The organism is Kocuria sp. CPCC 205263, from assembly GCF_040981075.1.
Classification (GTDB): domain Bacteria; phylum Actinomycetota; class Actinomycetes; order Actinomycetales; family Micrococcaceae; genus Kocuria; species Kocuria rosea.
Genome location: NZ_JAVKPV010000002.1, coordinates 313,886 through 339,898 on the forward strand (window position 1 = coordinate 313,886; position 26,013 = coordinate 339,898).

Genomic DNA, 26,013 nt, shown 5'->3' on the forward strand with positions numbered 1-26,013 from the left:
CACGATGGGCCGGGGTGCCCCGGGGTGCGAAGATGGTCGCGCCCGCACGGGCCTGCACCGACGAACAGGACGACCATCCATGAGGGAGCGCTCCACCGAGCACCGGCCCGCGGCGGCCGCGTCCCGCGGCGCCGCACCGCGGTCCTCGAGGCGCGTCGTGGGCCTCGACGCCGCCCGCGGGCTGGCGCTCGTGGCCATCATGTGCGTGCACATCCTGCCCGTGTCCTACGCCGCCACGGGCCGGCCCACGGTGACCTGGATCCTGTTCCCCGGCGACTCCCCGGCCCTGTTCGCCCTGCTGGCCGGCACGGGGCTGGCGCTCACCTCCGGCGGGCGCCGCCCGCTCCGCGGCCGCGAGATGACGGCCGCCCGGGCCGGCATCGCGGTGCGCGCGCTGCTGCTGCTGATCCTGGGGCTGGTCATCGGCCACCTCATGCCGCCGGAGCCCCCGGCCTACAACATCCTGATCTACTTCGCCGCGTACTTCCTGATCGCCCTGCCCTTCCTAAGGCTCGGGCCGCGGCCCCTGTTCCTCGGCGCGGGCGCCGCCCTGGTGGCCGGCCCGCTGCTGCTCCACCTCGCCGGGGACGCGCTGCCGGGCTTCTCCTCCTACAACCCGACCTTCGTCACCCTGGTCACCGAGCCGCTCGCGGTGCTCGGCCAGCTGCTCCTGACGGGGACCTACCCCGCCCTGCCGTACCTGGCCTACCTGCTGGCGGGCCTGGCCATCGGCCGGCTCAACCTCCGCCGCCGCGACGTCCAGGTCCGGCTGGTCGTGGTGGGCACGGTCCTCGCAGTGACCGCGAAGCTGGTCTCGCGGCAGCTGCTCTACGCCGGGGACGTCTACACCAGGCTGCTGTTCAGCGACCCGGACCTCACCGTGGCGCAGCTCGAGAGCCTGCTGACCTACGGCCCCGAGGACACATTGCCGACGACCTCGCCGTGGTGGCTCGTGCTCACCACCCCGGACGTCAACACCCCGTTCTCCGTGGCGTGGAGCCTCGGGGTGAGCCTGGCCGTCGTCGGGACCTGCCTGCTCCTGGCCCGCCGGCACAGCGCCTGGCTGCTGCCCGTGACGGCCCTGGGCGCGATGAGCCTCACCCTGTACACGGCGCACCTCGTGTTCCTGTCCTTCGAGCTCTTCCACACCGCGCCCCTGCTCTGGCTGATCACGAGCCTGGTGCTCTCCGTGCTGTTCGCCCTCGCCTGGCAGCGGGCCTTCGGGCGGGGCCCGCTGGAGCGGGCGATGAACGCGGCGGTCCGGCCGGTCCGCCGGGCCGTGGCTCAGGGGTCCAGCCGGTAGCCGCGCTTGATCACGGTGGCGACCAGGGGAGCGGGCAGGATCCGGCGCAGCCGGGAGATCACCATCTCCAGGGCGTGCTCGGTCTCCAGGCCCGGCACCGCGGACAGCAGCTGCCCCCGGGAGACCACCGCCCCGGGGTGCGCCGCGAGCGCCCGCAGCACCGCGACCTGGGCATCGGAGAGCGGGACGAACACGTCCTCCAGGGCGGCGCCGGTGCTCATCAGCCGCAGCGTCCCGTGCCGGGTGGGCACCACCAGCGTGCGCTCCTCGACCGCGTGGGTGCACACCGCCCGGACCAGGGCCCCCAGCCGGTAGCGCTCCGGCACGAGCGGCTCCACCCCCACCTCCAGCAGGGGCCCGGCGCACACGGGTCCCACCGCGGCGGCCGTGACGTCCGTGCGCAGCGCGTCCACGAGGTCCTCGTAGCGGCCCATCTCCTGGGCGGTGCTGAACAGGGAGTCCACGGCGGGGGCGGCGGTGAAGGTCAGCACGTCCAGGCGGCGCTCGCAGACGTCGCGGATCAGGCCGGGCAGGCGCTCGCCGTCGTCGGCGGAGAGCCACCGGTAGGGGGAGACGGTGTCCACCTTCGCCCCGGCGGCCACGAGCCGCTCCAGCTGGATCTGGTCCGTCAGCCCGTGCAGCTGGACGGCCACGCGGGCGCCGGCCACGCCGTCGGCCAGGAGCCGGTCGACCACCGACGAGGTCCGCTCGTCCTCGGAGACCTCCGCGTCCTCGAGCTCCAGGGAGAGCACCTGGCCCCGGGCCTTCGCCCCGCGGGTGAGCACCCGGGCGGCGCGGAAGGCGTCCCGCAGGTCCTCCCCGAGACCCGCGGCGTCCGCGGCCTCGAACCACCGGCGCAGCCCGTAGGCGGTGGTCACCACGATGATCCCGGGCCGGTGGGCGAGCAGCGTGCGTGTGTCCTCGACCACCCGGGTGTCCTCGGCCACGGGGGAGATCTTCAGGGCGGGCGCGTGCACCACCTGCGCGCCGCGGCGCTCCAGGGCGGCGATGAAGTCCGTGGCGCGGCGGTGGGCCGTCACGCCGACGCGGAACCCGGTCAGTTCCCCGGGCGCGCCGGGCGCGCCGTGGTCACCGGGTGCGGGGGCGGGGGGTGCGGCGGTCATGCTCCGAGCGTAGGTCGGTCCTGTGACCACGGTGTTACCCCAGGTTTCCGATTCCGCACCGCCTGCCCCACGGACGTCGTGCGGCGACCGCGGCGTGCCGGGTGGGCCCGGCGCGGACGTCCCGCTGACGTGCACGGCGGGGCCCGCAGACTTCACGGAATCGTGAGGTGTGCGCAACGGTAGCGCCACGTGCAGCAGAGATCCTGGGTCCGGAAGGGTCCCGGAGCACTGGGACCTCGGACGCGGCTCGGGTCCGGACCCTGGGAGTGCCGGGGCGGGTGCGGGAGGACGGGGGAGTCATGAGGTGGACGTCCGGAACGGAGCGCTCCGCCCCGGCCGATGCCACGGGCGGTGCCCGCAAGTCCCCGGCGTGGTGGGCGGGCCTCGACGCGGCCCGCGGGCTGGCGCTGATCGGGCTGATGGCGCTGCAGATCCTGCCCGGCCACAACGCCTCGACCCAGGCACCGGCCTGGCCGCACGTCCTCCTCTCGGCGGCTTCGGCGGCACTGTTCATCCTGCTGGCCGGGGTGGGACTGGCGCTCGGATCCGGGGGACGGTTCCCGCACCAGGGCAGATGGCTGGCCGCCGATCGGGTGGGGGTGGCCGTGCGGGCGGTGCTGCTCGCCGTGGTGGGGATGGGGCTCGGGGCGCTGATGCCCGAGGACGCCCCGGCCGACAACCTTTTGATCTACTGCGGGGTGCTCTTCGTGCTGGCCATCCCGTTCCTGCACCTGTCCGCGACCGCGCTGTTCGTCTGCGCGGCGGTCCTCTGGATGGTGGGTCCGCTGCTGGTGCACGGCGTAACAGACGTTTTCCCGGCACCCGCCTCCGGCCACCCCGCGTTCGCCGACGTGCTGGCGGAACCGGGCGGGACGGTCTCCCGGCTGCTGGTGACCGGCACCTACCCGGCCCTGCCGTACCTGAGCTGTCTGCTGGTCGGGCTGGGGGTGGGGCGGATGAACCTGCGCGACAAGGGGATCCAGGTCCGTCTGCTGGCGGCGGGGGCGGGTCTGGTCGTCCTCGCCCGGACCGCCGACCCCTTCGGACCGTACGTCTTCGGCGGTCACGGCCGGGTGCCGACGACCGGCGGGACGGGCGCGGACGAGCTGGCCGAGGTGCTGGTGCGGGGCCCGGATCCGTGGCCCGTCGACGGCGTGTGGGAGATCGCCGCCGGCCTGGGCGTGGCACTGCTGGTGCTGGGGGGCTGCCTGCTGATCTCCCGCAGGTCCGGGGCGTGGTCGCTGCGGCTGTCGGCCGTGGGGGCGATGGGCCTGAGCGTGTACACCGCCCACCTGGTGGCGCTGTCCGTCGACGTCCGGTACGACCTCCCCGTCGTCTGGTCCCTCGTCCACCTGGGGGCGGCGGTCCTGCTCGCCGTCGGCTGGCACCGGGCACGGGGCCAAGGACCGTTGGAGCGGGCCCTCGACGCCGGCGGGGACGCCGGCCGCCGCACCGTGCTCCACCGGCACCGCCGGCTCCACCGGACGTGACCCCCGGCGCCGCGGACCCTCCGGCCCGGTTCCGGCCGGGAGCCCGATCCGTCCCCGGGCGCATCTCCCCGGCGGTCCCGGGGCGCGTCAGGCTCCGGAGGCCGCGGCGCCCTCGCGCACCGGGATCCGCGGCCCGGTCAGCAGCACGGGGCCGTCGCCGGCCTCGGCGGCGGCGCGCTCGGCGTCGGTCGCGGGGCGGCGCTGACCGCGCTCGAGCACGTAGTCCTGGGAGTCGTCCGGGGCGGCGTCGTTGACGAAGGAGCGGAAGCGGCGCAGCCGCTCGGGGTCCTTCAGCGTCGCGGCCCACTCGTCCTCGTAGCGGTCCACGTGCCGCGCCATCGCAGCCTCGAGCTCCTCGCCGATGCCCAGGGAGTCCTCGACGACGACGGCGCGCGCGTGGTCGATCCCGCCGTCGAGCTCCTCCTGCCACCGGGCCGTGCGCTGCATCCGGTCCGCGGTGCGGATGTAGTACATGAGGTACCGGTCGATGTACCGGACCAGGGTCTCGTCGTCCAGGCCCTGGGCCAGCAGCTGGGCGTGAGCGGGGTTCGCGCCGCCGTTGCCGCCGGTGTAGAGGTTCCAGCCGTCGGTCGTGGAGATGATGCCCACGTCCTTGCCGCGGGCCTCGGCGCACTCGCGGGCGCAGCCCGAGACGCCCATCTTGAACTTGTGGGGGGAGCGCAGCCCCCGGTAGCGCAGCTCCAGCCGCACGGCCATGCCCACGGAGTCCTGCACCCCGTAGCGGCACCACGTGGAGCCCACGCAGGACTTCACGTTGCGCAGCGCCTTGCCGTAGGCCTGCCCGGACTCGAAGCCGGCGTCCACGAGCTCCCGCCAGATCTCCGGCAGCTGCTCGAGCCGGGCCCCGAACATGTCCACGCGCAGGGCCCCGGTGATCTTGGTGTAGAGCCCGTACTTCCGGGCCACCTCGCCGAGCACGATGAGCTTCTCCGGGGTGATCTCCCCGGCCGGCACGCGCGGGACCACGGAGTACGTGCCGTCCTTCTGCATGTTGGCCAGCGCCCGGTCGTTGGTGTCCTGCAGGGCGCCCCGGCCGGAGTCGAGCACGTACTCGTCCCGCTGGGAGGCGAGCACGGAGGCGACCACGGGCTTGCAGATGTCGCAGCCCAGGCCGGTGCCGAAGCGGCCCACGACCTCGTCCCAGGAGGACAGGTCCAGGGCGCGCACGGCCTCGAAGAGCTCGGCGCGGGAGAGCTCGAAGTGCTCGCACAGCGCCCTGGAGACCTCCACGCCGGCCTTCGCCAGCTCCAGGTCCAGGGTCTTCTTGAGCATCGGGACGCAGGACCCGCACTGCGTGCCGGCCCGGGAGCACTTCTTGAGCTCGCCGATCTCGTGCACGCCGCAGGAGATCTGATCCCGCACGGCCCCGGTCGTGACGTTGTTGCAGGAGCAGATCACGGCGTCGTCGGGCAGGTCCCCGGCCGGGGCGTCCACGCCGGAGGCGGAGAGGTAGGCGCCGGGCTCACCGGGCAGCTCCCGGCCCAGCAGCGGGCGCAGGGCGTTGTACGGCTCGGCGTCCCCCACGAACACCCCGCCCAGCAGGGTCCGCGCGTCCTGGGTGACCACGACCTTCTGGTACATCCCGCGGGCGGGGTCCGCGTAGACGACCTCGAGGCAGTCCTCGGTCTCGCCGTAGGCGTCGCCGAAGGACGCCACGTCCACGCCGGAGAGCTTGAGCTTGGTCGCGGTGTCGAAGCCGTCGAACGTGGAGCGCCCGCCGGCCAGCCGGTCGGCGACGATCTCCGCCATGGTGTTCGCGGGGGCCACGAGCCCCAGGCACTCCCCGTTCCAGGAGGCGACCTCGCCGATCGCCCACACGTGCTCCACGGAGGTGCGGCAGGCCTCGTCGATGACCACGCCGCCGCGCGGGGCCGTCTCGACGCCCGCGTTGAAGGCCAGCCGGTCCCGGGCCCGGATGCCGGTGGCCACGATGACCAGGTCCGCCTCGAGGTCGGCGGAGTCCCGGAACTCGACGGCGCACACCTCGCCGTCGGACTTGCGCAGCCCCACGCCGGAGGGGCGCTCGCCCAAGTGCAGGCGCACGCCGCGCGCGGTGATGAGGGCGTTGAGGGAGCGGCCGGCGCCCTCGTCGAGCTGCGCGTTCATCAGCCACTTGCGGGAGTGCACCACCGTGGCCTCCGCGCCGAGCTCCTGGAGCCCGCCCGCGGCCTCGAGGCCCAGCAGACCGCCGCCGATGACCACGCCGCGCGGGGTGCGCCCGTAGCGGGCGCGCAGCCGCTCGACCTCGGCGCGGATGGCCGCGACGTCGTCGAGGGTGCGGTAGACGAAGGCGTGGTGGGCGCCGGGAACGTCCAGGCGCGCGGCGTCGGAGCCGGTGGCAAGGACGAGCTCGTCGTAGCCGGTCACGGTCCCGTCCGCCGCGGTGACCGTGCGGGCCGCGGGGTCGATCTCCCGGGCCTTCACGCCCTGGCGCAGGTCCACCCGCGGGTCCTGCCACACCGTGCCCCCGCCCAGAGTGAGGTCGACCGCGCCCGCGGGGCCCGTCAGCGCCTTGGACAGCTGGACACGGTCGTAGGGGACCCACGGCTCGTCGGCGAACACGGTGAGGCGCACGTGGTGGTCCTCCGCGGACAGCACCGCCTCCGCGAAGCGGTGGGCGGCGGGGCCGCCGCCGACCACGACGACGTGCTGGGGGGACTGCGGGGAGAAGGGGGAGCGCGGCACGGGGACCTCCGGGAGCTGGCGGGCGGCTGGGGCGTTGCTCCGACTCTAGGGAGACGGGATTGCCCCGCCGTTGCCCCGCCGTTCCGGTCGCTTTTCGCTTCCCTCACCGGGGCCCCGGCTCCCTGTGAGCGGGCTTTGACCGGGGCGAAACGGCCCCGGAGCGCGCCCGTCATCCGCCCCGCCTAACGTCGAGCACGACGTTCCGCCGAGCCGCAGGAGGCCTCACATGACGACCCTCATCACGACCACGACCACGACCACGACCGCGGTGGACACGGCGGCCCGTGCCGCCGGCACCGAGTGGCACGACGTGTGCGCCCTGACGGACCTCGAGCCCCTGTGGGGCGAGGCCGCCCGGGTGGCGGGCCGCCAGGTGGCGCTGTACCGGGTGGACGCCACCACGGTGCTCGCGGCCGACCACCGCGATCCCCGCACCGGGGCCTGCGTCATGGCCCGCGGCATCCTCGGCTCCCGCGGCTCGGCCGTCACGGTCGCCTCGCCGCTGCACAAGGAGGTCTACGACCTCTCGACCGGGCTGTGCCTCACCGGCGACGGCCCCGCCCTGCCGGTGCACCCGGCCGAGGTGCGCGACGGGCGGGTGCTCGTCGGCCTGCCCCGCTGACGGCACGTCGCCGGGGTTCTCCCAGGTACTCCTTCGTAAGATGACCGGGTGACACGACAACACCCTCGGAGCGGTCCCCGGTGGCCCTGGTCCTGGCTGCCGCACCGGCACCGCCACCGCGGTGCGACGTCCCGGGGCGCCCGGCGGCGGCTGCGCCTGCTCGGGGCCGGCGCCCTGGCGCTGGTGCTCCTGCTCGTCACGGCCGTGGCCCTCCTGGTCGGCCGGGACGAGGAGACCCCGGAGGCTGAGGCCCCCGAGACGGTCTCGTGCGCCCGCTACGGCCTCGACGACGTCCGGGTCACGGCCCGCGGCCCCGGCGGGCCCACGGACGGGGCCGTGCTGGACGCGCGAGTGTTCGGCCCGGGGGAGGAGCGGCAGGACCGCTTCCAGCTCGAGCACGAGCACGACGGGATCACCAGCTCCTACCACGTCTTCGCCGAGGACCTGGACTGGGACCGGTCGGTGGGCGTCGTGTACCACTTCCACGGGGACGGCGCCTTCGAGTACGAAAGCCCCCAGTACACCGCCTCCTGCCTGGCGGAGGTCGCGCGGGAGCACAACATGCTGCTGGTCGTCCCGCGGACCCCCGATCGTGCGGGGGAGATCACCTGGTGGGAGGAGCGGGACCTCAACGCGCAGTGGTTCCTCTCGCTCGTCGAGGAGCGGCTCGAGCCCGAGTACGACATCGACCGCTCCCGCACCTGGCTGACCGGGTACTCCGGCGGGGCCCAGTTCATCAGCCAGGAGCTGCTGGCGGACCACGTGGACCTCGTCCCGGGCGGCGGCGCGATCATGATGGGCGGCGGACAGGCTCCGGACCGGCCCTCCGCGGAGCCCACCTCCGAGCAGCTGCAGGAGCTGCGCCTGCGCTGGGACGTGGGCACGGAGGACGACGGGACCGACCCGCAGGCGCGGTTCGACGCCCTGTCCGCGGCGTGGGACGGACACCGCTGGTACGAGGAGCAGGGCTTCGAGCGCGCCCGCATCCGGTACCGGGACGGCGTGGACCACTTCGGGCTGCCGTACGCCCGCATCCTCCAGCGCGCGCTGAACGCCGCCGAGGAGGACTCCCGGGAGCAGTCCTGACGTGCCCCGTCGCCCTGGGTCCTGGGTTTTCCTCCGGCCGGGGACCCGCTCCGCATTTGCTCTAGTAAGCTAAGTCCCGCACCAGTGCGCCGCGCGCCCGTCGACCACGACAGGCGGGCGGGCGCCGGGCGCCGTGCCGGGGGGCGCGGACGGGGCCGGGACCGGCACGGGTGCCCGAACCGATCGATCCGTGGGGGAACCGCATGACCGCAGAACGCACGCCGCCGTCCGGGACGGCCACCGCCACCGGTGTCCCGACGGAAGGACCCGGGCGCGACGTCGCCGGGGCCCCCCGGACGACCCGCCGCCTCCTCGGCGTCGACGCCGCCCGCGGCCTGGCCCTGTTCGGCATGGTCGCCGTGCATACGCTGCCCTCGTGGGACGAGCAGACGGGCGAGGCGCACCTGTCCTGGACCTTGTTCGCCGGCCACTCGGCCGCGCTGTTCGCCACCCTGGCCGGGGTCAGCCTGGCCTTCGCCTCCGGCGGCCGCACCCCCCGCACGGGGCTGCGGATGACGGCCTCCCGGTGGGCCCTGGCCGCACGGGCGGGGGTGATCGCCCTGGTCGGCTTCCTCCTCGGCTTCCTCGAGCTGCCGGTGAGCAACATCCTCATCTACTACGGCATGCTCTTCCTGCTCGCCGTGCCCTTCCTGCGCCTGCGGACCCGGTCCCTCCTGGTGTGCGCCGCGCTCTTCGCCCTCGTCGCGCCCTTCCTCATGCAGTGGTCCATCGACGTGCTGCCCGGCCTCGAGTACGAGAACCCGAGCCTCGTGGACCTGGTCGTCGACCCGGGCACCGTGCTCTCCCAGCTGCTCCTGACGGGCGTCTACCCCGCGCTGCCCTGGATGGCGTTCCTGCTGGCCGGCCTCGCCGTGGGACGCACGGACCTCACCAACCGGAAGGTGCAGACCCTGCTCGCGACGATAGGGGCGGCGGTCGCGCTGCTCGCGTGGTCGTCCTCCGCCCTCGCGCTGCAGGTGCTCGGCGGCTACGAGGCCATCGCCGCGGGCACGCCCTGGATGGACGAGTCGGAGATCGACGAGGTGCTCATCTTCGGCGGGGACCCCACGCTGCCCACCGACACCCTGTGGTGGCTGCTGATCTCGACCCCGCACACGAACACGCCGTTCTTCCTGGCGCTCAACGTGGGCCTGGCACTGTCCGTCCTCGGCGTCTGCCTGCTCCTGGAGCGCGTGGCCGGCAGGGTCCTCGCGCCGCTCGCCGCGGCGGGCGCGATAACGTTCACGCTCTACACGGCCCACCTGCTCATCCTCTGGCCGGAGTACTACGACCTCGCGCCCGCCGCGTGGACCGCGGGCCAGATCGTGGCGTTCACCGTGTTCGCCCTGCTGTGGCGGCGGGCCCTGGGCCAGGGCCCGCTGGAGAAGGTGGTCACCCGGTCGACCCAGGCCGTCTCGCGCCGGGTCCTCGCCCGGGACGGGGACGGGGCACGGCCGCCAGCATCCTGACCCGCGCCGCGCTCCGGCCGCCGGTGTGCCGCTGGAGACGGTCGATTCGAGGGTGACCCGCAGTGTCCACCAACGCCTGGTCGCCGTGAGAGCTCGGGGAGCAGCACGTCTCCGGCCCGCAACGGCAGTCCGGCGAGAGCGTCGAGCATCCCCGGACTCGTCAGCCCGGCAGGATCAACAGCACTCAATGTGGAAATTATGTGCGTCATCATCTGTCTGCCGGCGCCGGGGCAGGAGTAGATTGACGCCACCAGTCACTGTGCTCCCGGCTCGCCCTCGGCCCATCCAAATCCAGCGTGATGCAACACGGGAGAAATCGAACCGGTGCCTGTGACGAGGAGTCGGAGCAGACCGGCGAACCGTGCTGAATCATCGGGGGATGCGCCATGACCGAAGACCATCGGCGATCGGATACGGCACGTCACCACTCTCGGTTCGGGCCTGTCGGCGGAGAGAAATCGTCGGCCGCAGCCCCTGCCTCTTCCGGAGGCAGAGGGAAGCGCGACGTCAGCCGCGACGATCGACGGGTTGTCGGTGTCGACGCGGCCCGAGGGTACGCCCTTTTTGGGATGACGGCCGTGCACACCTTGGACCTGTGGAACGACGAGGTGGGTCGGGCGACCCTGACCGGTCTTCTTTTCAGCGGAAAGTCCTCGGCCCTGTTCGTGACTCTCGCCGGCGTCAGTCTGGCGTTCGTCTCTGGAGGCCGCGCGTCGAGCACCGGGCGCAGGATGGTCGCCGCTCGATGGTCCGTCGCAGCCCGAGCAGTGCTGATCGCCATTGCGGGTCTACTCACGGGTCTGCTGGACGCTGCGGCGGACAACATCCTCGTCTACTACGGGATGTTCTTTCTTCTGGCCATCCCGTTCCTGGGCCTGCGCATCCGATATCTGCTGCTCAGCTCTGCGCTCTTCGCGCTCCTCGGACCGTTGCTCGTGTGGTGGGCCAAGACATCGTTGCCGAGTACGGACGCGTACGAGGACCCTACGATCGTGGATCTTCTGACGGACCCGTTGGCCGTGGCCTCCGACGTGCTGTTGACCGGTGCCTATCCCGCCTTGGCATGGATGACGTATCTGTGCGCGGGACTGGCGCTGGGCCGGATGGATCTGAGGAGCCTCCGGGTGCAGGTTCGACTTGTGCTCATAGGCGCCGCTCTGACCTGTCTGGCGTGGGGGTCATCCTTTGTTGCCCTGCACGTTCTGGGGGGTTTCGAGGCAATCAGACGTGCCACTCCGTGGATGTCGAGCCAGGCCATCGACGAGATCGTCGCTGTCGAACCGGATTCACCGACGCCGACCACCACACTCTGGTGGCTCGTGGTGCCCGGGCCGCACACGCACACACCGCTGGCCCTTCTCCTCTGCCTGGGAACAGCTGTGGTGACCCTTGGACTGTTCCTCCTCGTGCCCAGGGCCGTGACGAAGCTCCTCGCCCCGCTCATCGCGATGGGTTCGATGACGTTCACCCTCTACACGGCCCACCTGGTGTTCCTGTCGTTCGACGCATACGAGACCGCGCCCTTGCTGTGGTTCTGGATCCAGGCCACCTGCTTCGCTCTCTTCGCTGTTCTGTGGCAGCGCACGATAGGGCAGGGTCCGCTTGAGAAGGCCGTCTCGACTGTGACCCGCGGCGTGCGTCGGAGAGTGCTCGCCCATGGCGCGGCTCGCGACATGAGTGCCTGAGACAGCGTCCGCGGTGGCCGCCTTTTGCGCGGGACGGCTGCTCCAGCACCGGACCGCGCTTACCTCCGACGTCCAAGGGCTCGCCCTGTTCATCGTCCCGATCAAAGCCCGCCTCGCCGCTCGGGCCGAAGGCTCAGAGCCCCAATGCGGCCTCGAGCTCGGCGCGGATCCGCCCGAGCCGCTGCTGCGCCTCGGCCCGGGCGGCGGGCAGCGCGGCCCGGCCGGCCACCGGGGCGACCACCTCGAGGTAGCACTTGAGCTTCGGCTCCGTCCCGGAGGGACGCACGATCACCTGGGTGCCGTCCGCGGTGAGCAGGCGCAGGCCCTCGGTGGGCGGCAGCCCCGTCCCCGGGGCGGCGAGGTCCGCGACCTCGACCACCTCGGAGCCGCCCAGCGCCGCGGGCGGGGCGTCCCGCAGGGCGGCCGCCATGACCGGGATGCGGCCCAGGTCCGCCACCCGGATGCTCAGCTGGTCGGTCGCGTACAGCCCGTGGGCCAGGGCGAGGTCGTCCAGCACGTCCAACAGGGTCCGGCCCTGCGCGCGCAGCTCGTCGGCGAGCACCGCCACCGCCACGGCCGCACTGATCCCGTCCTTGTCCCTGACCACCTCCGGCGCCACGCAGTAGCCCAGCGCCTCCTCGTAGCCGAACGCGAGCCCCGGGACGCGGGCGATCCACTTGAAGCCGGTCAGCGTCTCCTGGTGCGCGATCCCCGCCGCGGCGGCGATCCGCCCCAGCAGACGGGAGGAGACGATGGAGTTCGCGAACACGGCGCCTTCGCGGCCCGCGCACCGGGCCGCCGCGGCGTGGCCGAGCAGCGCGCCGACCTCGTCGCCGCGCAGCATCCGCCAGTCCTGCGCTGTGACCCCGGCACGGGTCCCGGCCCCGGGCACCGGGACCGCCACGGCCACCCGGTCCGCGTCGGGGTCGTTGGCCAGGACGAGGTCCGCGCCCACGGCGCGTGCCAGGTCCAGGGCCAGGTCCAGGGCGCCGGGCTCCTCGGGATTGGGGAACGCGACCGTGGGGAAGCCCGGGTCCGGCTCCGCCTGCTCCGGGACCACGTGCACGTCGGCGAGACCGGCCCGCCGCAGGGCCTCCGTCGTCGTGCGCCCGCCCACCCCGTGCAACGGGGTGAGGACGACCCGCAGGGGACGTCCGGCGCCCGCGGCGGCGGTGACCACGGCTGGGAGCACGGCGTCGAGGTAGTCCTGCTCGACGCTCGCGGGCAGGACGGTCCACCCGTCCTGCGCCCGGGGGATGTCCTCGACGGGCCTGACGGCCGCGATCCGCTCGGCGATCATCCGGTCGTGCGGCGCCACGATCTGGCAGCCGCGGGCCTCCGGCTCCACGGCCCGACCGCCGAGGTAGACCTTGTAGCCGTTGTCCGCCGGCGGGTTGTGGCTGGCGGTGACCATGACGCCCACCTCCGCCTCGAGGGCCCGCACCGCCCACGCCAGGACGGGGGTGGGCAGCGGCGCGGGCAGCAGCAGCGTCTCGATCCCGGCGGCCGTGAACACCGCGGCGGTGTCCCGGGCGAAGACCTCCGAGCCGTGCCGGGCGTCGTAGCCGACCACCGCGCGAGGGCGCCGGGCGGAGCCCGCCGCACCGTCCGCCGGGGTCTGCACGGCCAGCACGTGCGCGGCCAGCCCCGCCGCGGCGCGCAGCACCACCACCCGGTTCATCCGCATCGGCCCGGCACCCAGGGCCGCCCGCAGCCCGGCGGTGCCGAACTGGAGGGTGCCCGAGAAGCGGTCGGCCAGCTCCGCCCGTGCTGCGGCGTCACCGGCGGCGGCCGCCTCGACGAGAGCTGCCAGCTCGGCGCGGGTGGCGGGGTCCGGGTCGGCGGCGCCCCACGCGCGCGCGGCGTCGAGGAGCTGCGGGTCGGTGCGGGGGTCGGTGGTCATGGCGCGGCCTCCTGGGGGCGTCCGGTGCGCCGGGGTGCCGGACCGGGAACCCGTCCCGGCCCGGGGCCGGTCAGAGCTGGGCGACGATGCGGGCGAGCAGTCCGGAGATCCGGGCGCCCGCGGCGCGCCCGGCCTCGAGGACCTCCTCGTGGGAGAGCGGGGTCGCCGAGATCCCGGCGGCCTGGTTGGTCACGAGGGAGATCCCGAAGACCTCCATGCCGGCGTGCCGGGCGGCGATGGCCTCCAGGGCGGTGGACATCCCGACGAGGTCTGCCCCGAGCACCCCGGCCATCCGCACCTCCGCCGGCGTCTCGTAGTGCGGGCCGGGGAACTGCGCGTAGACTCCCTCGTCGAGGGTGGGGTCCACCCCGCGGGCCAGCTCGCGCAGCCGCGGGGAGTACAGGTCGGTGAGGTCCACGAACGTGGCGCCCTCGAGCGGGGACCGGCCCGTGAGGTTGAGGTGGTCGCTGATGAGCACCGGGGTGCCGGGGCCCCAGGACGGGTTCAGCCCGCCGCAGCCGTTGGTGAGGATCATGGTGCGCGCCCCGGCGGCGGCCGCGGTGCGCACGCCGTGGACCACGGGGCGCACGCCCCGGCCCTCGTAGTAGTGGGTGCGGGCGCCGATCACCAGCGCGTGCCGGCCCGCGGCGGTGCGCACGGAGCGGAGCGTGCCGACGTGGCCCTCGAGGGCGGGCGGGGTGAAGCCCGGAATCTCCGCGGCCGGGATCTCGGCGACGGTCTCGCCGATCAGCTCGGCGGCCTGGCCCCAGCCGGAGCCGAGGGTCAGGGCGATCTCGTGCGTGTCGACCCCGGTGGCCCGGCGGAGGGCGTCCGCGGCCTCCTGGGCGAGCTCGAAGGGGTCGGCCCGGTCAGCGCTGTGCTCTGTGTCCACCCGCCCCAAGCTACCGCATGGTCCCGGGCCGTCCGGTGCGGCCGGGCCGGTTCCGCCGCCGGAGCGGCACCTGCAAGAATGGCCGGGTGACTGCACACAGCGAATTCTCCATCCAGAAGCTCGTCATCATCGGGGGCGGTCCCGGCGGCTACGAGGCCGCCCTGGTCGCCGCCAGCCTCGGGGCGGACGTGACCATCGTCGAGCGCCAGGGCCTGGGCGGCTCCGCGGTGCTGACGGACGTGGTCCCCTCCAAGACGCTCATCGCCTCCGCCGACGCGATGACCCGCTTCGCGGAGGCCGCGGACCTGGGGGTGCACGTGCGCGGGGGCAGCAAGGACGGGGACGAGATCAACGACCTCGCCGTGGACCTGGAAAAGGTCAACACCCGTCTCCTGCGCCTCGCGGCGTCCCAGTCCCGGGACATCAAGCGCGGGCTCGAGCGGGTGGGGGTGCGCGTGATCGCGGGCACCGGCCGGCTGCTCAGCCCCACCTGCGTGCAGGTGACCACCGACGACGGGCTGGAGTACACCCTCGACGCGCAGGCCGTGCTGCTCGCCGTCGGGGCCTATCCCCGGGAGCTGCCGTCCGCGAAGCCGGACGGGGAGCGGATCTTCAACTGGAAGCAGGTCTACCACCTCACCGAGGTCCCCGAGCACATGATCGTGGTGGGCTCCGGCGTGACCGGCGCGGAGTTCGCCTCGGCCTACCGGGGCCTCGGGGCCGAGGTCACGCTCGTCTCCTCCCGGGACCAGGTGCTGCCCGGCGAGGACGAGGACGCCGCGGCCGTGCTCGAGAGCGTCTTCGAGCGTCGCGGCATGAACGTGCTCAGCCGCTCCCGCGCCGATGCGGTGGAGCGCAGCGAGAACGGGGTGGTCGTCACGCTCTCCGACGGGCGCAAGATCGCCGGCTCGCACTGCCTCGTCGCGGTCGGCGCGATCCCGGCCACCGACGACCTCGGGCTCGAGGAGGTCGGGGTGGCCCGCTCCGAGTCCGGGCACATCAAGGTCGACGGCGTCTCCCGCACCACCGTGCCGGGCGTCTACGCCGTGGGTGACTGCACGGGCGTGCTCCCGCTCGCCTCGGTGGCCGCCATGCAGGGTCGGATCGCCGTGGCGCACCTCATGGGCGACGCCGTCAAGCCGCTGCGCACCCACCTGGTGGCCTCCAACATCTTCACCTCGCCGGAGATCGCGTCCGTGGGCGTGAGCGAGAAGTCCATCGAGGACGGCACCTACCAGGCGGACACCATCATGCTGAAGCTGTCCACCAACCCGCGCGCCAAGATGATGGCGGTCGAGGACGGGTTCGTGAAGATCTTCTCCCGCAAGGGCTCCGGCACGGTGATCGGGGGAGTGGTGGTGGGTCCCCGCGCGTCCGAGCTGATCTTCCCGATCTCGCTGGCCGTCACGCACAAGCTGCACGTCGACGACCTCGCCGACACCTTCACGATCTACCCGTCCCTCACCGGGTCGATCTCGGAGGCGGCGCGGCGCCTGCACGTGCACGTCTGATCCCCGCCGGCACGCACAACGGCCGCATCCCCGCTGCGGGGATGCGGCCGTTGCGCGTGCGGCGCCGACGGGAGCGGGTCAGCGGCGGGTGACGACGTTCTCCATGTCGACGTCCTTGGTCTCCGGTGAGAACCAGAGGGCCACGAGGGTCAGCACGGCGCCGAACGCCAGGTAGAGGCCGACGGAGCCCACGCCGTAGCTCGCGTTGAGGGTGACCGCGACGTACGGGGTGATGGCGGCACCGAGGATCGACGCCGTGTTGTACGCGACGCCGGAACCGGTGTAGCGCACGTTCGTGGGGAACAGCTCGGGCAGGATCGCCGACATCGAGCCGAAGGTCAGGCCCATCAGGGTCATGCCGACCACGAGGAAGAACAGCACGCGGCCCGTGCTGACGTCCTCCCCGGTGCCGACCGCGGCCGGGTCCATGAGCAAGCCGAAGCTCAGCCCGAAGAGCAGGATCACCGAGGTGATGACCAGCTGCGAGCTGCGCCGGCCGAAGCGGTCCGCCACCCACCCGGAGACGGGCACCATGGCGGCGAACAGCAGCACAGCGAGCAGCTGCAGCACCAGGAAGTCCCGGTAGGGGATGCCGAGGCCGCCGTTGGCGGGGCTGCCGATGCCGTAGGAGAGGATCCACGCGGTCATCAGGTAGAAGAGCATGTAGGTGGCGAGCATGATGAACGTGCCCTGGATCATCTGGAGCCACGAGCCCCGGAACGCCTCGACGAGCGGGGTCTGGACCTTCTCGCCCTGGTCCAGCGCCTTCTGGAAGACCGGGGTCTCCTCGAGCTTGAACCGCACGTACAGGCCGACGACCACCATCACCACGGAGGCGAGGAACGGCACGCGCCAGCCCCAGGTGAGGAACGGGTGGTCGGTGCCCTGCTCGGCGACCGAGACGAAGCCCATCACCACGGTCAGCACCAGGAAGAAGCCGTTGGCCAGGATGAAGCCGAACGGGGCGCCGAGCTGCGGCCACATGGCGGCGCGCGCCCGCTTGCCCTCCTCGGCGTACTCGGTGGCCAGCAGGGCCGCGCCGGACCACTCGCCGCCCAGGCCCAGGCCCTGGCAGAAGCGCAGGATCGTCAGGATGAGCGGGGCCCAGATGCCGATCGAGTAGTAGGTGGGCAGCAGGCCGATGAGGAACGTGGCGACGCCCATGGTCAGCAGGGCGCCGATCAGGGTGGCCTTGCGGCCGATCCGGTCGCCGAAGTGCCCGAAGATCACCGAGCCGATCGGGCGGGCCACGAAGGCCGCGGCGAAGGTCGCCATGGAGGCCAGCAGCTTGGCCGTCTCGTCCTCGCCCGTGAAGAACAGGGCGGGGAATACGGCCACGGCCGCGGTGGCGTAGACGTAGAAGTCGTAGAACTCGATCGTTGTGCCCACGAGGGAGGCCAGGATCACCCGGCTGCGGGGCACGCGGTCGGACAGGGAGAGCGAGGGGGAGGACGCGCCGTTGGCGTCCTGCCCGGTCACCGGAGAGGACATGGGGAAACCTCGGTCGTAGCAGTGGGTGGGGACAAGATCCCGATAGTACGCCGGGCCCTCCGCATGGCGGGTGGCCCGTCTCACATCCTGGAACGACGACGAGGTCGGGGACGCGCTCGACGACGACGCCCCTCCCAGGTGTCGACCGGCCCGGCGGACCCGGCTGGTCGACACCCGGGAGGCGGCCGTCACCCGTACCGACGCACCTCGTGGAAGAAGGAGTCGATGGTGTGCAGGCCGCCGCTGCCGGCGACCGTGTCGTAGACGTGCTTGCCCACCGCGAGGTCGAGCACTCCCAGGCCGAACGGCGAGAAGACCACGGTCCGGTCTGCCGGCACCTCCACGGCGCCGGTCATGACGTCGTACAGCGTGCCGGCGAGGAAGTCCCGCGAGCCGGTGAGCTGCTCGGTGAGGTGCACGGACGTCTGGGCCTTGAGGCAGTGCTCCACGTCGTCGACGATGTTCGTGGCGGCGAGGACCACCTCGGGCCCGAGGTCGCGCAGCGAGATGTGGAGCACGAGCGGGTGGTGCTCGAACCACGACGGATCGGTGACGTGCGGCTCTCCCGCCGTCGTCGCGAACACGACCAGGTCGCTCGAGCCGATCAGCGACTCGGCGTCCTCGTGGACGGTGACCGTGCTCTCGGGCGCGGAGCGCTCGAGATAGCCGCGGAAGCCCTCGCAGCTGCCCGGCAGCAGGTCGAACACCCCCACCTCGTCGAAGCCCCACCCGGTGTCCGCCAGGAACGCGTGGACGAAGCGGGCGATGAGCCCGACGCCGAAGAAGCCCACCCGCGTGGGACGCCCCCGCTCCCGGCTGAGCCAGTCCGCGGCCAGGGCCGCGGAGGCGGCCGTCCGGGAGGCGCTGATGATGGAGCTCTCCAGGCAGGCGAAGGGGTAGCCGGTGTCCGGATCGTTGAGGATCAGCACGGCGGAGGCCCTCGGGATGCCGAACTCCACGTTGGTGGGGAAGCTGGAGATCCACTTCAGGCCGTCCACGGCACGGGGTCCCCCCAGGGAGGCGGGCAGCGCGATGATCCGTCCGGTCGGGCGGTCCGGGAACCGCAGGAAGTACGACGGCGGGTTCACCGTCTGTCCGGCGCCGTGCAGCCGGTAGGTGTCCTCCACCAGTGCGACGATCTCGGCCCGGTGCCCCTGCAGCACCTGGTCGACCTCCGCGCCGGAGATGACCGCGAAGGACGGGATGGTCGGTCGCCGTCCGGGGGCGTCCTGCCTGTGGTCCGTGCCGGGTCCGCTTGTCAGTGTCATCGTCCCTCCTCCTCCGAGGCCGTGCCCTGGAGCGACACCGGGTCGCTCATGGCGACGAGGATCTCCCGCTCGCCCTCGTACGGTTCGCGGCTGTGCGCCGTCCGGACGTTGTCGACGAGCATCAGGTCGCCGGCGCGCCACGGTTCGCGCAGCGTGTGCGACTCGTAGATCTCGTTCAGCATGGCCACGACGTCATCGCCGATGGGGTCGCCGTTGCCGAACGCCGTCGTGAACGGGAGGCCGTCCTCCTCGTACATGTCCACGAGGTACTCGCGGACCTCCGGGTCGATCGTCCACTCGCTGAGGAAGGCGACCTGGTTGAACCAGCATCGCTCCCCGGTGGCGGGGTGACGGACGATCGCGGCGCGGCGCTGACGCGTGCGCAGGCCGCCGTCGGGCTGCCACTCGAGCTCGATCCGGTTCTCCACGCAGTAGCGTTCGACCGCGGCGCGGTCGTCCGTGCCGAAGGCGTCCGCGACGGAGGCGCCGATCTCGTCGTTGTAGTTGCGGATCAGCATCCAGCCGTCGCGCTCGAACCGCGCGACCAGGTCCGCGGGAAGGGCGCGCAGCACCGCCTGGGAGTCCGCGACACCGGTCACGCCGCCGGCGGCCGGGGCGGTGAGGCAGGCGAGGAGCAGCAGTCCGGGGGCGTGGAGCGTGTAGCTCAGCTCGTGGTGCATGCACATGGGCTGGTTCGCCGGCCAGGTGGCCGAGGAGTACACGCCGGGCGCATAGGAACTGCGGGCGGCGAAGGCCTCCCGCTCGGTCATCAGCTCCGGACTGACGGCCCGGAACACGGCGGCGACCTGGTCGGGGTGGGACAGCCCGAGGCCGCGCACGAGGACGGCCCCGTGCCGGGCGACGGTCGCCCGCAGCGCATCACGGTGCTGCTGGGCCCAGGACACCGGGTCGCCCGGGGGAGAGACCAGGGCGGTGGCCGGCGCACCCGGGCGCGCGTCGACGTCGAGCTCCGGAGGTGCGGAGGTGGCGGACATGGTGGTTCCTTCCGGTGGGATCACGGTTGGGCGGGTGAACCGGCCGCGGCGGACCTGGAGTCCAGCTCCGTGGCGAGGTCGGTGAGGACCGGGTGGCTGAGGAGGTCCTTGAGCGAGACCTTCCGGTCCAGGGCGATGGCGAGCCGGACAGCGGTGAGCGACGTGCCGCCGCGCTCGAAGAAGTGGTCACGGCGGTCGATCCCGTCCTCCGGCACGGCGAGCACGCGCGACCACGCGGCCGCCAGCCACTGCTCGGTGGGGGTGCGCGGAGGCTCGAGCGAGCGGCTCTCGGGCTCGACGTCCGCCGCCAGCGCGGTGAGGCGCTTGCGGTCGATCTTGCCGTTGGCCGTCAGCGGGAGGGCCGGCTGCCACTGGAACACCTGCGGGACCATGTACCCGGGCAGCGACTGCGCCAGTCGCTCGCGCAGCGTGCCGGAGACCAGCGGCTCGGGGGCGTGGTAGAAGGCGACCAGGTGCTTGCCCCGGTCCGGTCGCTCCGCCACGACGACCGCCCCGTCGCGGACTCCAGGAACCCGCAGGAGAGCGTTCTCGATGTCGCCGATCTCGATGCGGAACCCGGAGATCTTGACCTGGTGGTCTCTCCGGCCCAGGTACTCCAGCGTGCCGTCCGGTGACCAGCGTCCGTAGTCACCCGCCCGGTAGAGCCGCGCGTCCTGCACGTACGGGTCGGTGGAGTACGCCTGTGCCGTCCGCTCCGGGTCGTTGATGTACCCACGGCCCACACACACCCCGGAGAAGGCGATCTCCCCCGGTGCTCCGAGCGGCACGAGACGCTGCTGCTCGTCGAGGATGTGGATCCGGACGTTGGGTATCGGTCGGCCCAGCGGCACGTGGTCGCTCGCGGGCGGGGCGCTCATCACCTGGTGGTTCGTGTCGTCCGAGGTTTCCGTCAGCCCGTAGGCATTGACCAGCGTGACGTCCGGCATCACGTCGAACCACCGGCGGACCAGCTCCTGCTTCAGCGCCTCCCCGGTCGCCGAGACGCAGCGGAGGGAGGGCAGGGCACGGGGGCTGCCCTCCAGGTAGGCCAGCACCGCGTCCAGGTAGGACGGGACGACCTGGAGGACCGCGACCTCGCCCCGATCCACCGTGTCGACGAACCGCTCGACGTCGAGGATCCGGTCCTGCCCGACGATCAGTGTGCGACCGCCGACGAGCAGGGCCGAAATCAGCTGCCACAGCGAGATGTCGAAGCACTGGGGGGCGCTCTGGGCGACGACGTCGCCGGGGCCGATCCCCAGGTCCTCGATCTTGGCGTACAGGTGGTTCACCATCCCGTCGTGCTCGCACATCGCCCCCTTCGGCTCTCCCGTGGAGCCGGAGGTGAAGTAGACGTAGGCGAGCTGGTCCCCGCGCACCGCAACACCAGGGTCGTGGGCGGCGTGCCCCTCGACCTCCACGTCCTCGACGAGGAGTTTCGCCACTGAGGGCATCCCGGCGAGCGCTGCGTCCAGCGAGCTGGTGCTGCCCTTCTCGGTGAGCACCGTCCGGCACCCGGCCCGGGTGAGCGTCCTGGCGATCCGGTCGGGAGGGAAGTGCGGTTCGAGCGGCAGGTACGCGCCGCCGGCCTTGAGGATGCCGAGGACGGCGGCCATCCACTCCAGGTTCCGCTCGGCGAGGACCGCCACGACGTCCTCCGCCTGCAGTCCGCGCGCGAGCAGCGCGCGGGCGAGCCGGTTGGCGCGGGCGTTCAGTTCCGCGTACGTCCACTGCCGGTCGTCCTGGACGGCAGCGATGCGCTCCGGGTGCTGCCGGACGCGTTCCTCGAACAGCTCGTGGAAGCGTCCCTGGGGCCGGAGTCGCTCGGGCCCGGCCAGCTGCTCGAGCTGAAAGCGCTGCTCGTCCGGATCGACGAGCTCCGCGTCGACCGGGTCCGCCTCAGGAGCGGCGACCAGGTGGCGGAGCGCGGCCAGATGGTACCCGGCGGTCCTGTGGGCTGCACCGGCATCCAGGGCATCCCGCCGATACCGCAGACGGAGCACCTCGACCCCGGCCTCTTGCCGGAGGAACACGCCGAGGACGATGCCTTGCGACAACTCGGAATCGGCGTCCTGACCGGTGCCGAACACCACCTCGTACCCGGGGGCAGCCGCCCGGTGACCTTCCTGCCCCCGCGAGGACGGCCCGGGGTGGTCCCGGGTCTGCTGGACGTGTGCTTCGCGGACCAGGGTTCGCCAGGACCGGTGGCCCACATCGAGGGTGCACCGCCAGGTCGCCGCCGCGTCCATGCAACCGGTGGCGATCTCTGTCTCGCCCGACAGGGCTTGGAGCACCCTCGCGTGGGCCGCCAGCCAGATGGAGCCGGGCGCCACCTCCAGGGAGCGGGCCAGTCGGCGCACGGCGTAGCCCAGGTCCTCGGGCACCGCCACCTCGAGCTGCTCCTGGCCTGCTCGGCGGTCCTGCGTCCATCGGGGAATTCTCGTCGGTGCGAGCTCCGGGAGGGTGGGCCGGTCACCGGCCGGGCCCGGCGTATGGCCGGTGACGGTCCGGCAGGTGGGCCCATGGGTGATGGTCATGGCATCGGCCTTTCCGAAGGGACGGTGGACGTGGTGGCGGCACGCATCTCGTCGGCCGGGTTGCCGCCCCACAGAGTTCCCCGGGTGAGGGTCGTCCCCTTCATGACGAAGGAGTCGGTGGCGACGACGACACCGTCCTCGACGGTCACGCCGTAGTGGATCAGTGCGCCGACGCCGAGCGTGACGTCGTCACAGAGGGTGTCGTAGTCGGACTTGAACATTCCGTCCTCCTGGGAATGGCTCTGGATCAGGGTGCCGGAGTTCAGCGTGCAACGGGAGCCGATCATCACCAGACTCCGCTCGGTGATCGCACAACCGTCGTCGAACACTCGTGCCCCGACCCGTACGCCCAGCAGACGGAAGACAAGCGGTCTGAACGGCGTCCCGTTGAGGACCGCCATGCGCCGCACCGGGGTTTCCAGCTTCCAGTACCGCTCGTGCCACCAGAAGTAGGGGTGGTAGATGGAGCAGACCTGGGGCTTGAGTCGCCGGGACCGCGTGACGACGTGCTCGATGCCGATAGGGACCAGCAGTCCGATTGGGAGCATGACTGCGAACGCTGCGCTGAGGGCGAGGAAACCAAACCGATCGGACAGTTCCAGGGCTGCGAACAAGACCAGCAGAGCCAGCGACGCGTCAAGCCAACGCGCCAACATGAAAAGGGCCATGGAGCGCAGGTTGTGCTTGTTCTTGGCCGAAAGATCCTTGCGGAAGTGGGCCCTTCCCACGTGCTCCTCGGGGAGGGCGTCCCTCAGGACCGAGCGAGGGATCTCGAAGGCCGGTGACCCGAGCAGACCCACGTCGTGGCGCATCGGTCCGTCGAGGGGGACCATCACCTTGGTCGCGAGCAGACAGTTGTCCCCGGTCCTTGCCCCGGCCGGATAAAGAACGTAGTTGCCGAGGTAGTTGTGCGCGCCGATTCTCACGCGGCTGACCTTGAACGACGTCGCCGAGTAGTCGGTATTCATGAACGACACCCCGTCGGCGATCATCGTGCCGCTGCCTACGGTCGACAGGAACGGGTTGTCGTGCTTGAACGCCTCACCCATGTTAGAGCCGGTCTGCTGCACCTGTCCGAGGTTGTACCCGACGGCCCGCATGTAGTTCACCACGTACGAGCTGTCGCCGAACAACTTTGCGAACAGAAGGCTGTTGGTCAACCTTTCCACCGTCCGCTCTGCCGCGTGCCGTAGCCCGAACAGCGGATACACGGTGTCGGGCTTGAGCGAGAGTTGAAGCACCCGCGGCACGGTTGTCATGACGACCAATCCCACGACCGTTCCACCGATGACGCCCACGCCGGCGAAGGCAACGGCGTCGGCGTAGAAAGTCCAGTCAGTGAACGCGTGCGGATGTGCCTCGAGAAGCGCCGCCACCTGCGGAAATGCCAGGACCGCCAGCATGATCGCAACTCCCACCACTGTGACCAGCCCAAGCAGGACAAGGAGTTCGTACGTGGCGAACAAGCCCCGACGCCAGGGCCGGTAGGGCATGGGAGCGACCGCGCCGTAGTCCACATCCGTACGCCTGCCAGGCGAACCGTGCCAACGCTCACCTTCGGGCACGACCTGGCCGGTGTACAGAGCGGACCGATGGCCCAGTTGTGAGCCGTCTCCCATTCTCGTGTTGATGTCCAGAACGCTGCCCTCGCCGACGATTACCTCTCGGCCCAGTGTCACCGCTCCGGTCTGGATGACGCCGCCGTGGGCGCGGTAGCCGTTGGCGAACACGTCCTTGCGGATCACCGTCCCGTCCCCGATCGTGAGCAGATCGGTGCAGACGGGAAGGTGATTGGTCAGGATCGTCACGTTGCGGCCCACCTCGGCACCCATGGCCCGCAGATAGAGGGGCGTCAGCGGAGAACCGGTCATCAGCGCGAGGGGCGAGGTGCGCATCAGGGCCTTGACCAGCCAGAACCGGAAGTAGGCCAGGCTCCAGATCCGGATCTCCTGGGGCCGGAAGCGTCCGATGAGAATCCACTTCGCCGCCACCGGCAGGAGGCACATCAGCACGAACGTCGCCGCGCCCAAAGCGGCCGACCGCAGGTAGATCTCCCAGAAGCCCATCCCGTGGCCCACCCAGTGGTGGTTGCCCGGCCCCGCGTCCGGAAACACCCAGTGGTACCCTACGACCGCGAGTCCGCCGGTGAGTATGCAGTAGCCGAGATAGACGAGCACCTGCAGGGTGCCACAGGCGACGTACTCCCACGTCCGCGCGTCCGAGGGAGGCGGCGTCTCGGGCACGGACGCCAGGACCGGGGACGGCTTCTGCGGTCGGTCCTGCTGCGAGGAGCCGTGCAGCACCGCGGCGAGGGCGGAGACACTCGGGTTGCTGTAGACGTCCTTCATGGACACCGCCGGCAGATCCGGCTGCTTGCGCACCCGGGCGCAGAACCGCGCCATCACCATCGAGTCCGCGCCGAGGTCGTCGAAGAAGTCGGCGTCCACCGGCACTTGGTCCACACCCAGCACCCCGGTCAGCACCTCGGCCAGCCGGTCCCGCACCGCCGCCGGCACCGGCTCCGCCGGCGCCAGAGCCCCGGCCAGCGCCGTGATCGTGGGGTGCTGGTAGACGTCCTTCATGGACACCGCCGGCAGGTCCGGCTGCTTGCGCACCCGTGCGCAGAACCGCGCCATCACCAGGGAGTCCGCGCCCAGGTCGGCGAAGAAGTCGGCGTCCACGGGGACGTCGTCCTGCTGCACCACCGAGGCGAGAAGATCCGCCAACCGGCGCTCGAGCGGCAGGTCCGCGCCGGTCCCCTCGAGGGCCGGTGCGGACGGAGGCTCGCGCCTGGTGGGGACCGAGATCGGGGGGAGAGGAGACGCCGGGAGGGCGTCGGCGAGCTTCTTCACTGCGAGAGACTCCTCGGGGAGGAGGTGGCCGCGGATTCGGTCACCGGTGTGGTTGCCGCCTGCCGACGCCATGACACCTGGTGAGGCGGTCGGCTCAGAGCGGCTGTCGAGTCGGAGCCGGCGAGCGCCTCGGCCCCGAAGTGGTCGAGGACCCAGTCCGGCTGGTAGATGGTGTCCAGGTACGGGCGGCCCAGGTCCGGGGAGATGGCCACCGCGGTGACGTCCTCGGCGTGGTGGTCCGCGAGCCACGTCATGGCGCCGTGGACCACGGTCCCGGTGGAGCCGCCGAGCAGGAACCCGCGCCCGGCCAGGCGGTGGCAGGTGCGCACCGTGTCCAGCTCCTCGACCATCACCACGTCGTCGATCAGGGACTCGTCGAGCTGGGGCGGCCGCACGCTCATGCCGAGCCCGGGGATCAGACGGGTGGCCGGCGGGCGACCGAACGAGACCGAGCCGGCGGCGTCCACCGCGACGATCCGGACGTCGGGCCGGTGCTCCTTGAAGTACCGTGCGCAGCCCATGAGCGTGCCCGTGGTCCCGGCCCCCACGAACAGCACCTCGAGCTCGGGGAACTGGGCCTCGATCTCGGGGGCGGTCCAGCGGTAGTGCGCCCCCCAGTTGCCGGGGTTGGTGTACTGGTTGAGCCAGACGTACCGCTCGTCGGACCTGCACAGCTCCCGGACGTGATTGAGGCGGGCGCCGAGGAAACCGTCGACGGGGTCCGGCTCGGTGACCAGGTCGACGTGCGCCCCGAGCGACTCCATGAGCTGCCGGGTCGCGGGGTTGCAGCGCGGGTCGATCACGCACACGAAGCTGTATCCCTTGCTCGCGGCGATCATGCTGAGCGCCACGCCGAGGTTCCCGGAGGAGGATTCCACGAGCACGGAGCCGGGGCCGACCCTCCCTTCCCGCTCGGCCCGCTCGACCATCTCCCTGGCGGGCTTGAGTTTGATCGAGCCGGCGAAGTTGAACCCCTCGATCTTCAGGTAGAGGTGGCGGTTCAGCACGCCCTCCAGATCGATGAACAGACTCTCCTCGTTGAACAGGTGCGGAGCCTTGATGATGGACATGGTCTTCCT

Annotated in this window: 17 protein-coding genes; 7 read left to right on the top strand and 10 right to left on the bottom strand. The window is 72.0% G+C overall.

Features of this window, described 5'->3' with window-relative positions; translation table 11 throughout:
* Positions 1 to 79 precede the first annotated feature (79 nt).
* The gene (locus RF647_RS03875; protein WP_368810592.1) at positions 80 to 1,303 is read left to right on the top strand and encodes a heparan-alpha-glucosaminide N-acetyltransferase domain-containing protein; all 1,224 of its coding nucleotides are present in this window, start codon (positions 80 to 82) and stop codon (positions 1,301 to 1,303) included.
* Here the strand turns inward: RF647_RS03875 and RF647_RS03880 are convergent.
* Positions 1,285 to 2,427, bottom strand: coding sequence for a uroporphyrinogen-III synthase (locus RF647_RS03880; protein ID WP_368810593.1), 1,143 nt, complete (start codon positions 2,425 to 2,427; stop codon positions 1,285 to 1,287). The genes RF647_RS03875 and RF647_RS03880 overlap by 19 nt on opposite strands.
* Before the next feature lie 299 nt (positions 2,428 to 2,726).
* Between RF647_RS03880 and RF647_RS03885 the strand changes: the two genes are divergently transcribed.
* Entirely contained in the window at positions 2,727 to 3,917 is a 1,191-nt protein-coding gene (locus RF647_RS03885; protein ID WP_368810594.1) for a heparan-alpha-glucosaminide N-acetyltransferase domain-containing protein, read from the top strand.
* Between the two features lie 87 nt (positions 3,918 to 4,004).
* On the opposite strand, the gene nirB is transcribed toward RF647_RS03885, so the two are convergent.
* Complete coding sequence (gene nirB, locus RF647_RS03890; protein WP_368810595.1) at positions 4,005 to 6,623, bottom strand: nitrite reductase large subunit NirB; 2,619 nt, start codon at positions 6,621 to 6,623, stop codon at positions 4,005 to 4,007.
* A 226-nt stretch (positions 6,624 to 6,849) separates the two neighbouring features.
* On the opposite strand from nirB, the gene nirD reads away from it, so the two are divergent.
* The 4 genes from nirD to RF647_RS03910 all read left to right on the top strand — a co-directional run bounded on the left by nirD (position 6,850) and on the right by RF647_RS03910 (position 11,485).
* The gene (gene nirD, locus RF647_RS03895) at positions 6,850 to 7,245 is read left to right on the top strand and encodes a nitrite reductase small subunit NirD (RefSeq protein ID WP_368810596.1); all 396 of its coding nucleotides are present in this window, start codon (positions 6,850 to 6,852) and stop codon (positions 7,243 to 7,245) included.
* 48 nt (positions 7,246 to 7,293) lie between these two features.
* Positions 7,294 to 8,331 (top strand): hypothetical protein, encoded by a 1,038-nt coding sequence (locus RF647_RS03900; protein ID WP_368810597.1) that lies wholly within the window; start codon positions 7,294 to 7,296, stop codon positions 8,329 to 8,331.
* Between the two features lie 203 nt (positions 8,332 to 8,534).
* Positions 8,535 to 9,800, top strand: a complete 1,266-nt coding sequence (locus RF647_RS03905) for a heparan-alpha-glucosaminide N-acetyltransferase domain-containing protein (RefSeq protein ID WP_368810598.1) — start codon at positions 8,535 to 8,537, stop codon at positions 9,798 to 9,800.
* 386 nt (positions 9,801 to 10,186) lie between these two features.
* Positions 10,187 to 11,485 (top strand): heparan-alpha-glucosaminide N-acetyltransferase domain-containing protein, encoded by a 1,299-nt coding sequence (locus RF647_RS03910; protein WP_368810599.1) that lies wholly within the window; start codon positions 10,187 to 10,189, stop codon positions 11,483 to 11,485.
* 133 nt (positions 11,486 to 11,618) lie between these two features.
* Here RF647_RS03910 and RF647_RS03915 read toward each other — a convergent pair whose 3' ends face one another.
* Both RF647_RS03915 and RF647_RS03920 read right to left on the bottom strand, forming a co-directional pair.
* Complete coding sequence (locus RF647_RS03915) at positions 11,619 to 13,388, bottom strand: phospho-sugar mutase (RefSeq protein WP_368810600.1); 1,770 nt, start codon at positions 13,386 to 13,388, stop codon at positions 11,619 to 11,621.
* A 70-nt stretch (positions 13,389 to 13,458) separates the two neighbouring features.
* On the bottom strand, positions 13,459 to 14,280 hold the full coding sequence (locus RF647_RS03920; RefSeq protein ID WP_284562484.1) for a purine-nucleoside phosphorylase: 822 nt from the start codon (positions 14,278 to 14,280) through the stop codon (positions 13,459 to 13,461).
* Positions 14,281 to 14,366: 86 nt separating this feature from the next.
* Between RF647_RS03920 and RF647_RS03925 the strand changes: the two genes are divergently transcribed.
* Positions 14,367 to 15,791 (top strand): NAD(P)H-quinone dehydrogenase, encoded by a 1,425-nt coding sequence (locus RF647_RS03925; RefSeq protein ID WP_368810601.1) that lies wholly within the window; start codon positions 14,367 to 14,369, stop codon positions 15,789 to 15,791.
* Positions 15,792 to 15,869: 78 nt separating this feature from the next.
* On the opposite strand, the gene RF647_RS03930 is transcribed toward RF647_RS03925, so the two are convergent.
* The 6 genes from RF647_RS03930 to sbnA form a co-directional block, all read right to left on the bottom strand.
* Complete coding sequence (locus tag RF647_RS03930; RefSeq protein WP_368810603.1) at positions 15,870 to 17,282, bottom strand: MFS transporter; 1,413 nt, start codon at positions 17,280 to 17,282, stop codon at positions 15,870 to 15,872.
* 188 nt (positions 17,283 to 17,470) lie between these two features.
* Positions 17,471 to 18,550 (bottom strand): 2,3-diaminopropionate biosynthesis protein SbnB, encoded by a 1,080-nt coding sequence (gene sbnB / locus RF647_RS03935; protein ID WP_368810604.1) that lies wholly within the window; start codon positions 18,548 to 18,550, stop codon positions 17,471 to 17,473.
* Entirely contained in the window at positions 18,547 to 19,545 is a 999-nt protein-coding gene (locus RF647_RS03940) for a TauD/TfdA family dioxygenase (RefSeq protein ID WP_368810605.1), read from the bottom strand. Before RF647_RS03940 ends, sbnB begins: the two co-directional genes overlap by 4 nt.
* A 20-nt stretch (positions 19,546 to 19,565) precedes the next feature.
* Complete coding sequence (locus RF647_RS03945; RefSeq protein ID WP_368810606.1) at positions 19,566 to 22,082, bottom strand: amino acid adenylation domain-containing protein; 2,517 nt, start codon at positions 22,080 to 22,082, stop codon at positions 19,566 to 19,568.
* Positions 22,079 to 24,934, bottom strand: a complete 2,856-nt coding sequence (locus RF647_RS03950) for a Pls/PosA family non-ribosomal peptide synthetase (protein ID WP_368810607.1) — start codon at positions 24,932 to 24,934, stop codon at positions 22,079 to 22,081. The genes RF647_RS03945 and RF647_RS03950 overlap by 4 nt, the downstream gene beginning before the upstream one ends.
* Positions 24,931 to 26,004 (bottom strand): 2,3-diaminopropionate biosynthesis protein SbnA, encoded by a 1,074-nt coding sequence (sbnA, locus tag RF647_RS03955; protein ID WP_368810608.1) that lies wholly within the window; start codon positions 26,002 to 26,004, stop codon positions 24,931 to 24,933. The genes RF647_RS03950 and sbnA overlap by 4 nt, the downstream gene beginning before the upstream one ends.
* Between the last annotated feature and the right edge of the window lie 9 nt (positions 26,005 to 26,013).

Coding starts and splice junctions, on each gene's coding strand:
- RF647_RS03910 (WP_368810599.1), top strand. CDS start 10,187: ATGACCGAAGACCATCGGCGATCGGATACGGCACGTCACCACTCTCGG.
- RF647_RS03915 (WP_368810600.1), bottom strand. CDS start 13,388: ATGACCACCGACCCCCGCACCGACCCGCAGCTCCTCGACGCCGCGCGC.
- sbnA (WP_368810608.1), bottom strand. CDS start 26,004: ATGTCCATCATCAAGGCTCCGCACCTGTTCAACGAGGAGAGTCTGTTC.
- sbnB (WP_368810604.1), bottom strand. CDS start 18,550: ATGACACTGACAAGCGGACCCGGCACGGACCACAGGCAGGACGCCCCC.
- nirD (WP_368810596.1), top strand. CDS start 6,850: ATGACGACCCTCATCACGACCACGACCACGACCACGACCGCGGTGGAC.
- RF647_RS03880 (WP_368810593.1), bottom strand. CDS start 2,427: ATGACCGCCGCACCCCCCGCCCCCGCACCCGGTGACCACGGCGCGCCC.
- RF647_RS03905 (WP_368810598.1), top strand. CDS start 8,535: ATGACCGCAGAACGCACGCCGCCGTCCGGGACGGCCACCGCCACCGGT.
- RF647_RS03885 (WP_368810594.1), top strand. CDS start 2,727: ATGAGGTGGACGTCCGGAACGGAGCGCTCCGCCCCGGCCGATGCCACG.
- RF647_RS03875 (WP_368810592.1), top strand. CDS start 80: ATGAGGGAGCGCTCCACCGAGCACCGGCCCGCGGCGGCCGCGTCCCGC.
- RF647_RS03945 (WP_368810606.1), bottom strand. CDS start 22,082: ATGACCATCACCCATGGGCCCACCTGCCGGACCGTCACCGGCCATACG.
- RF647_RS03940 (WP_368810605.1), bottom strand. CDS start 19,545: ATGTCCGCCACCTCCGCACCTCCGGAGCTCGACGTCGACGCGCGCCCG.
- RF647_RS03930 (WP_368810603.1), bottom strand. CDS start 17,282: ATGTCCTCTCCGGTGACCGGGCAGGACGCCAACGGCGCGTCCTCCCCC.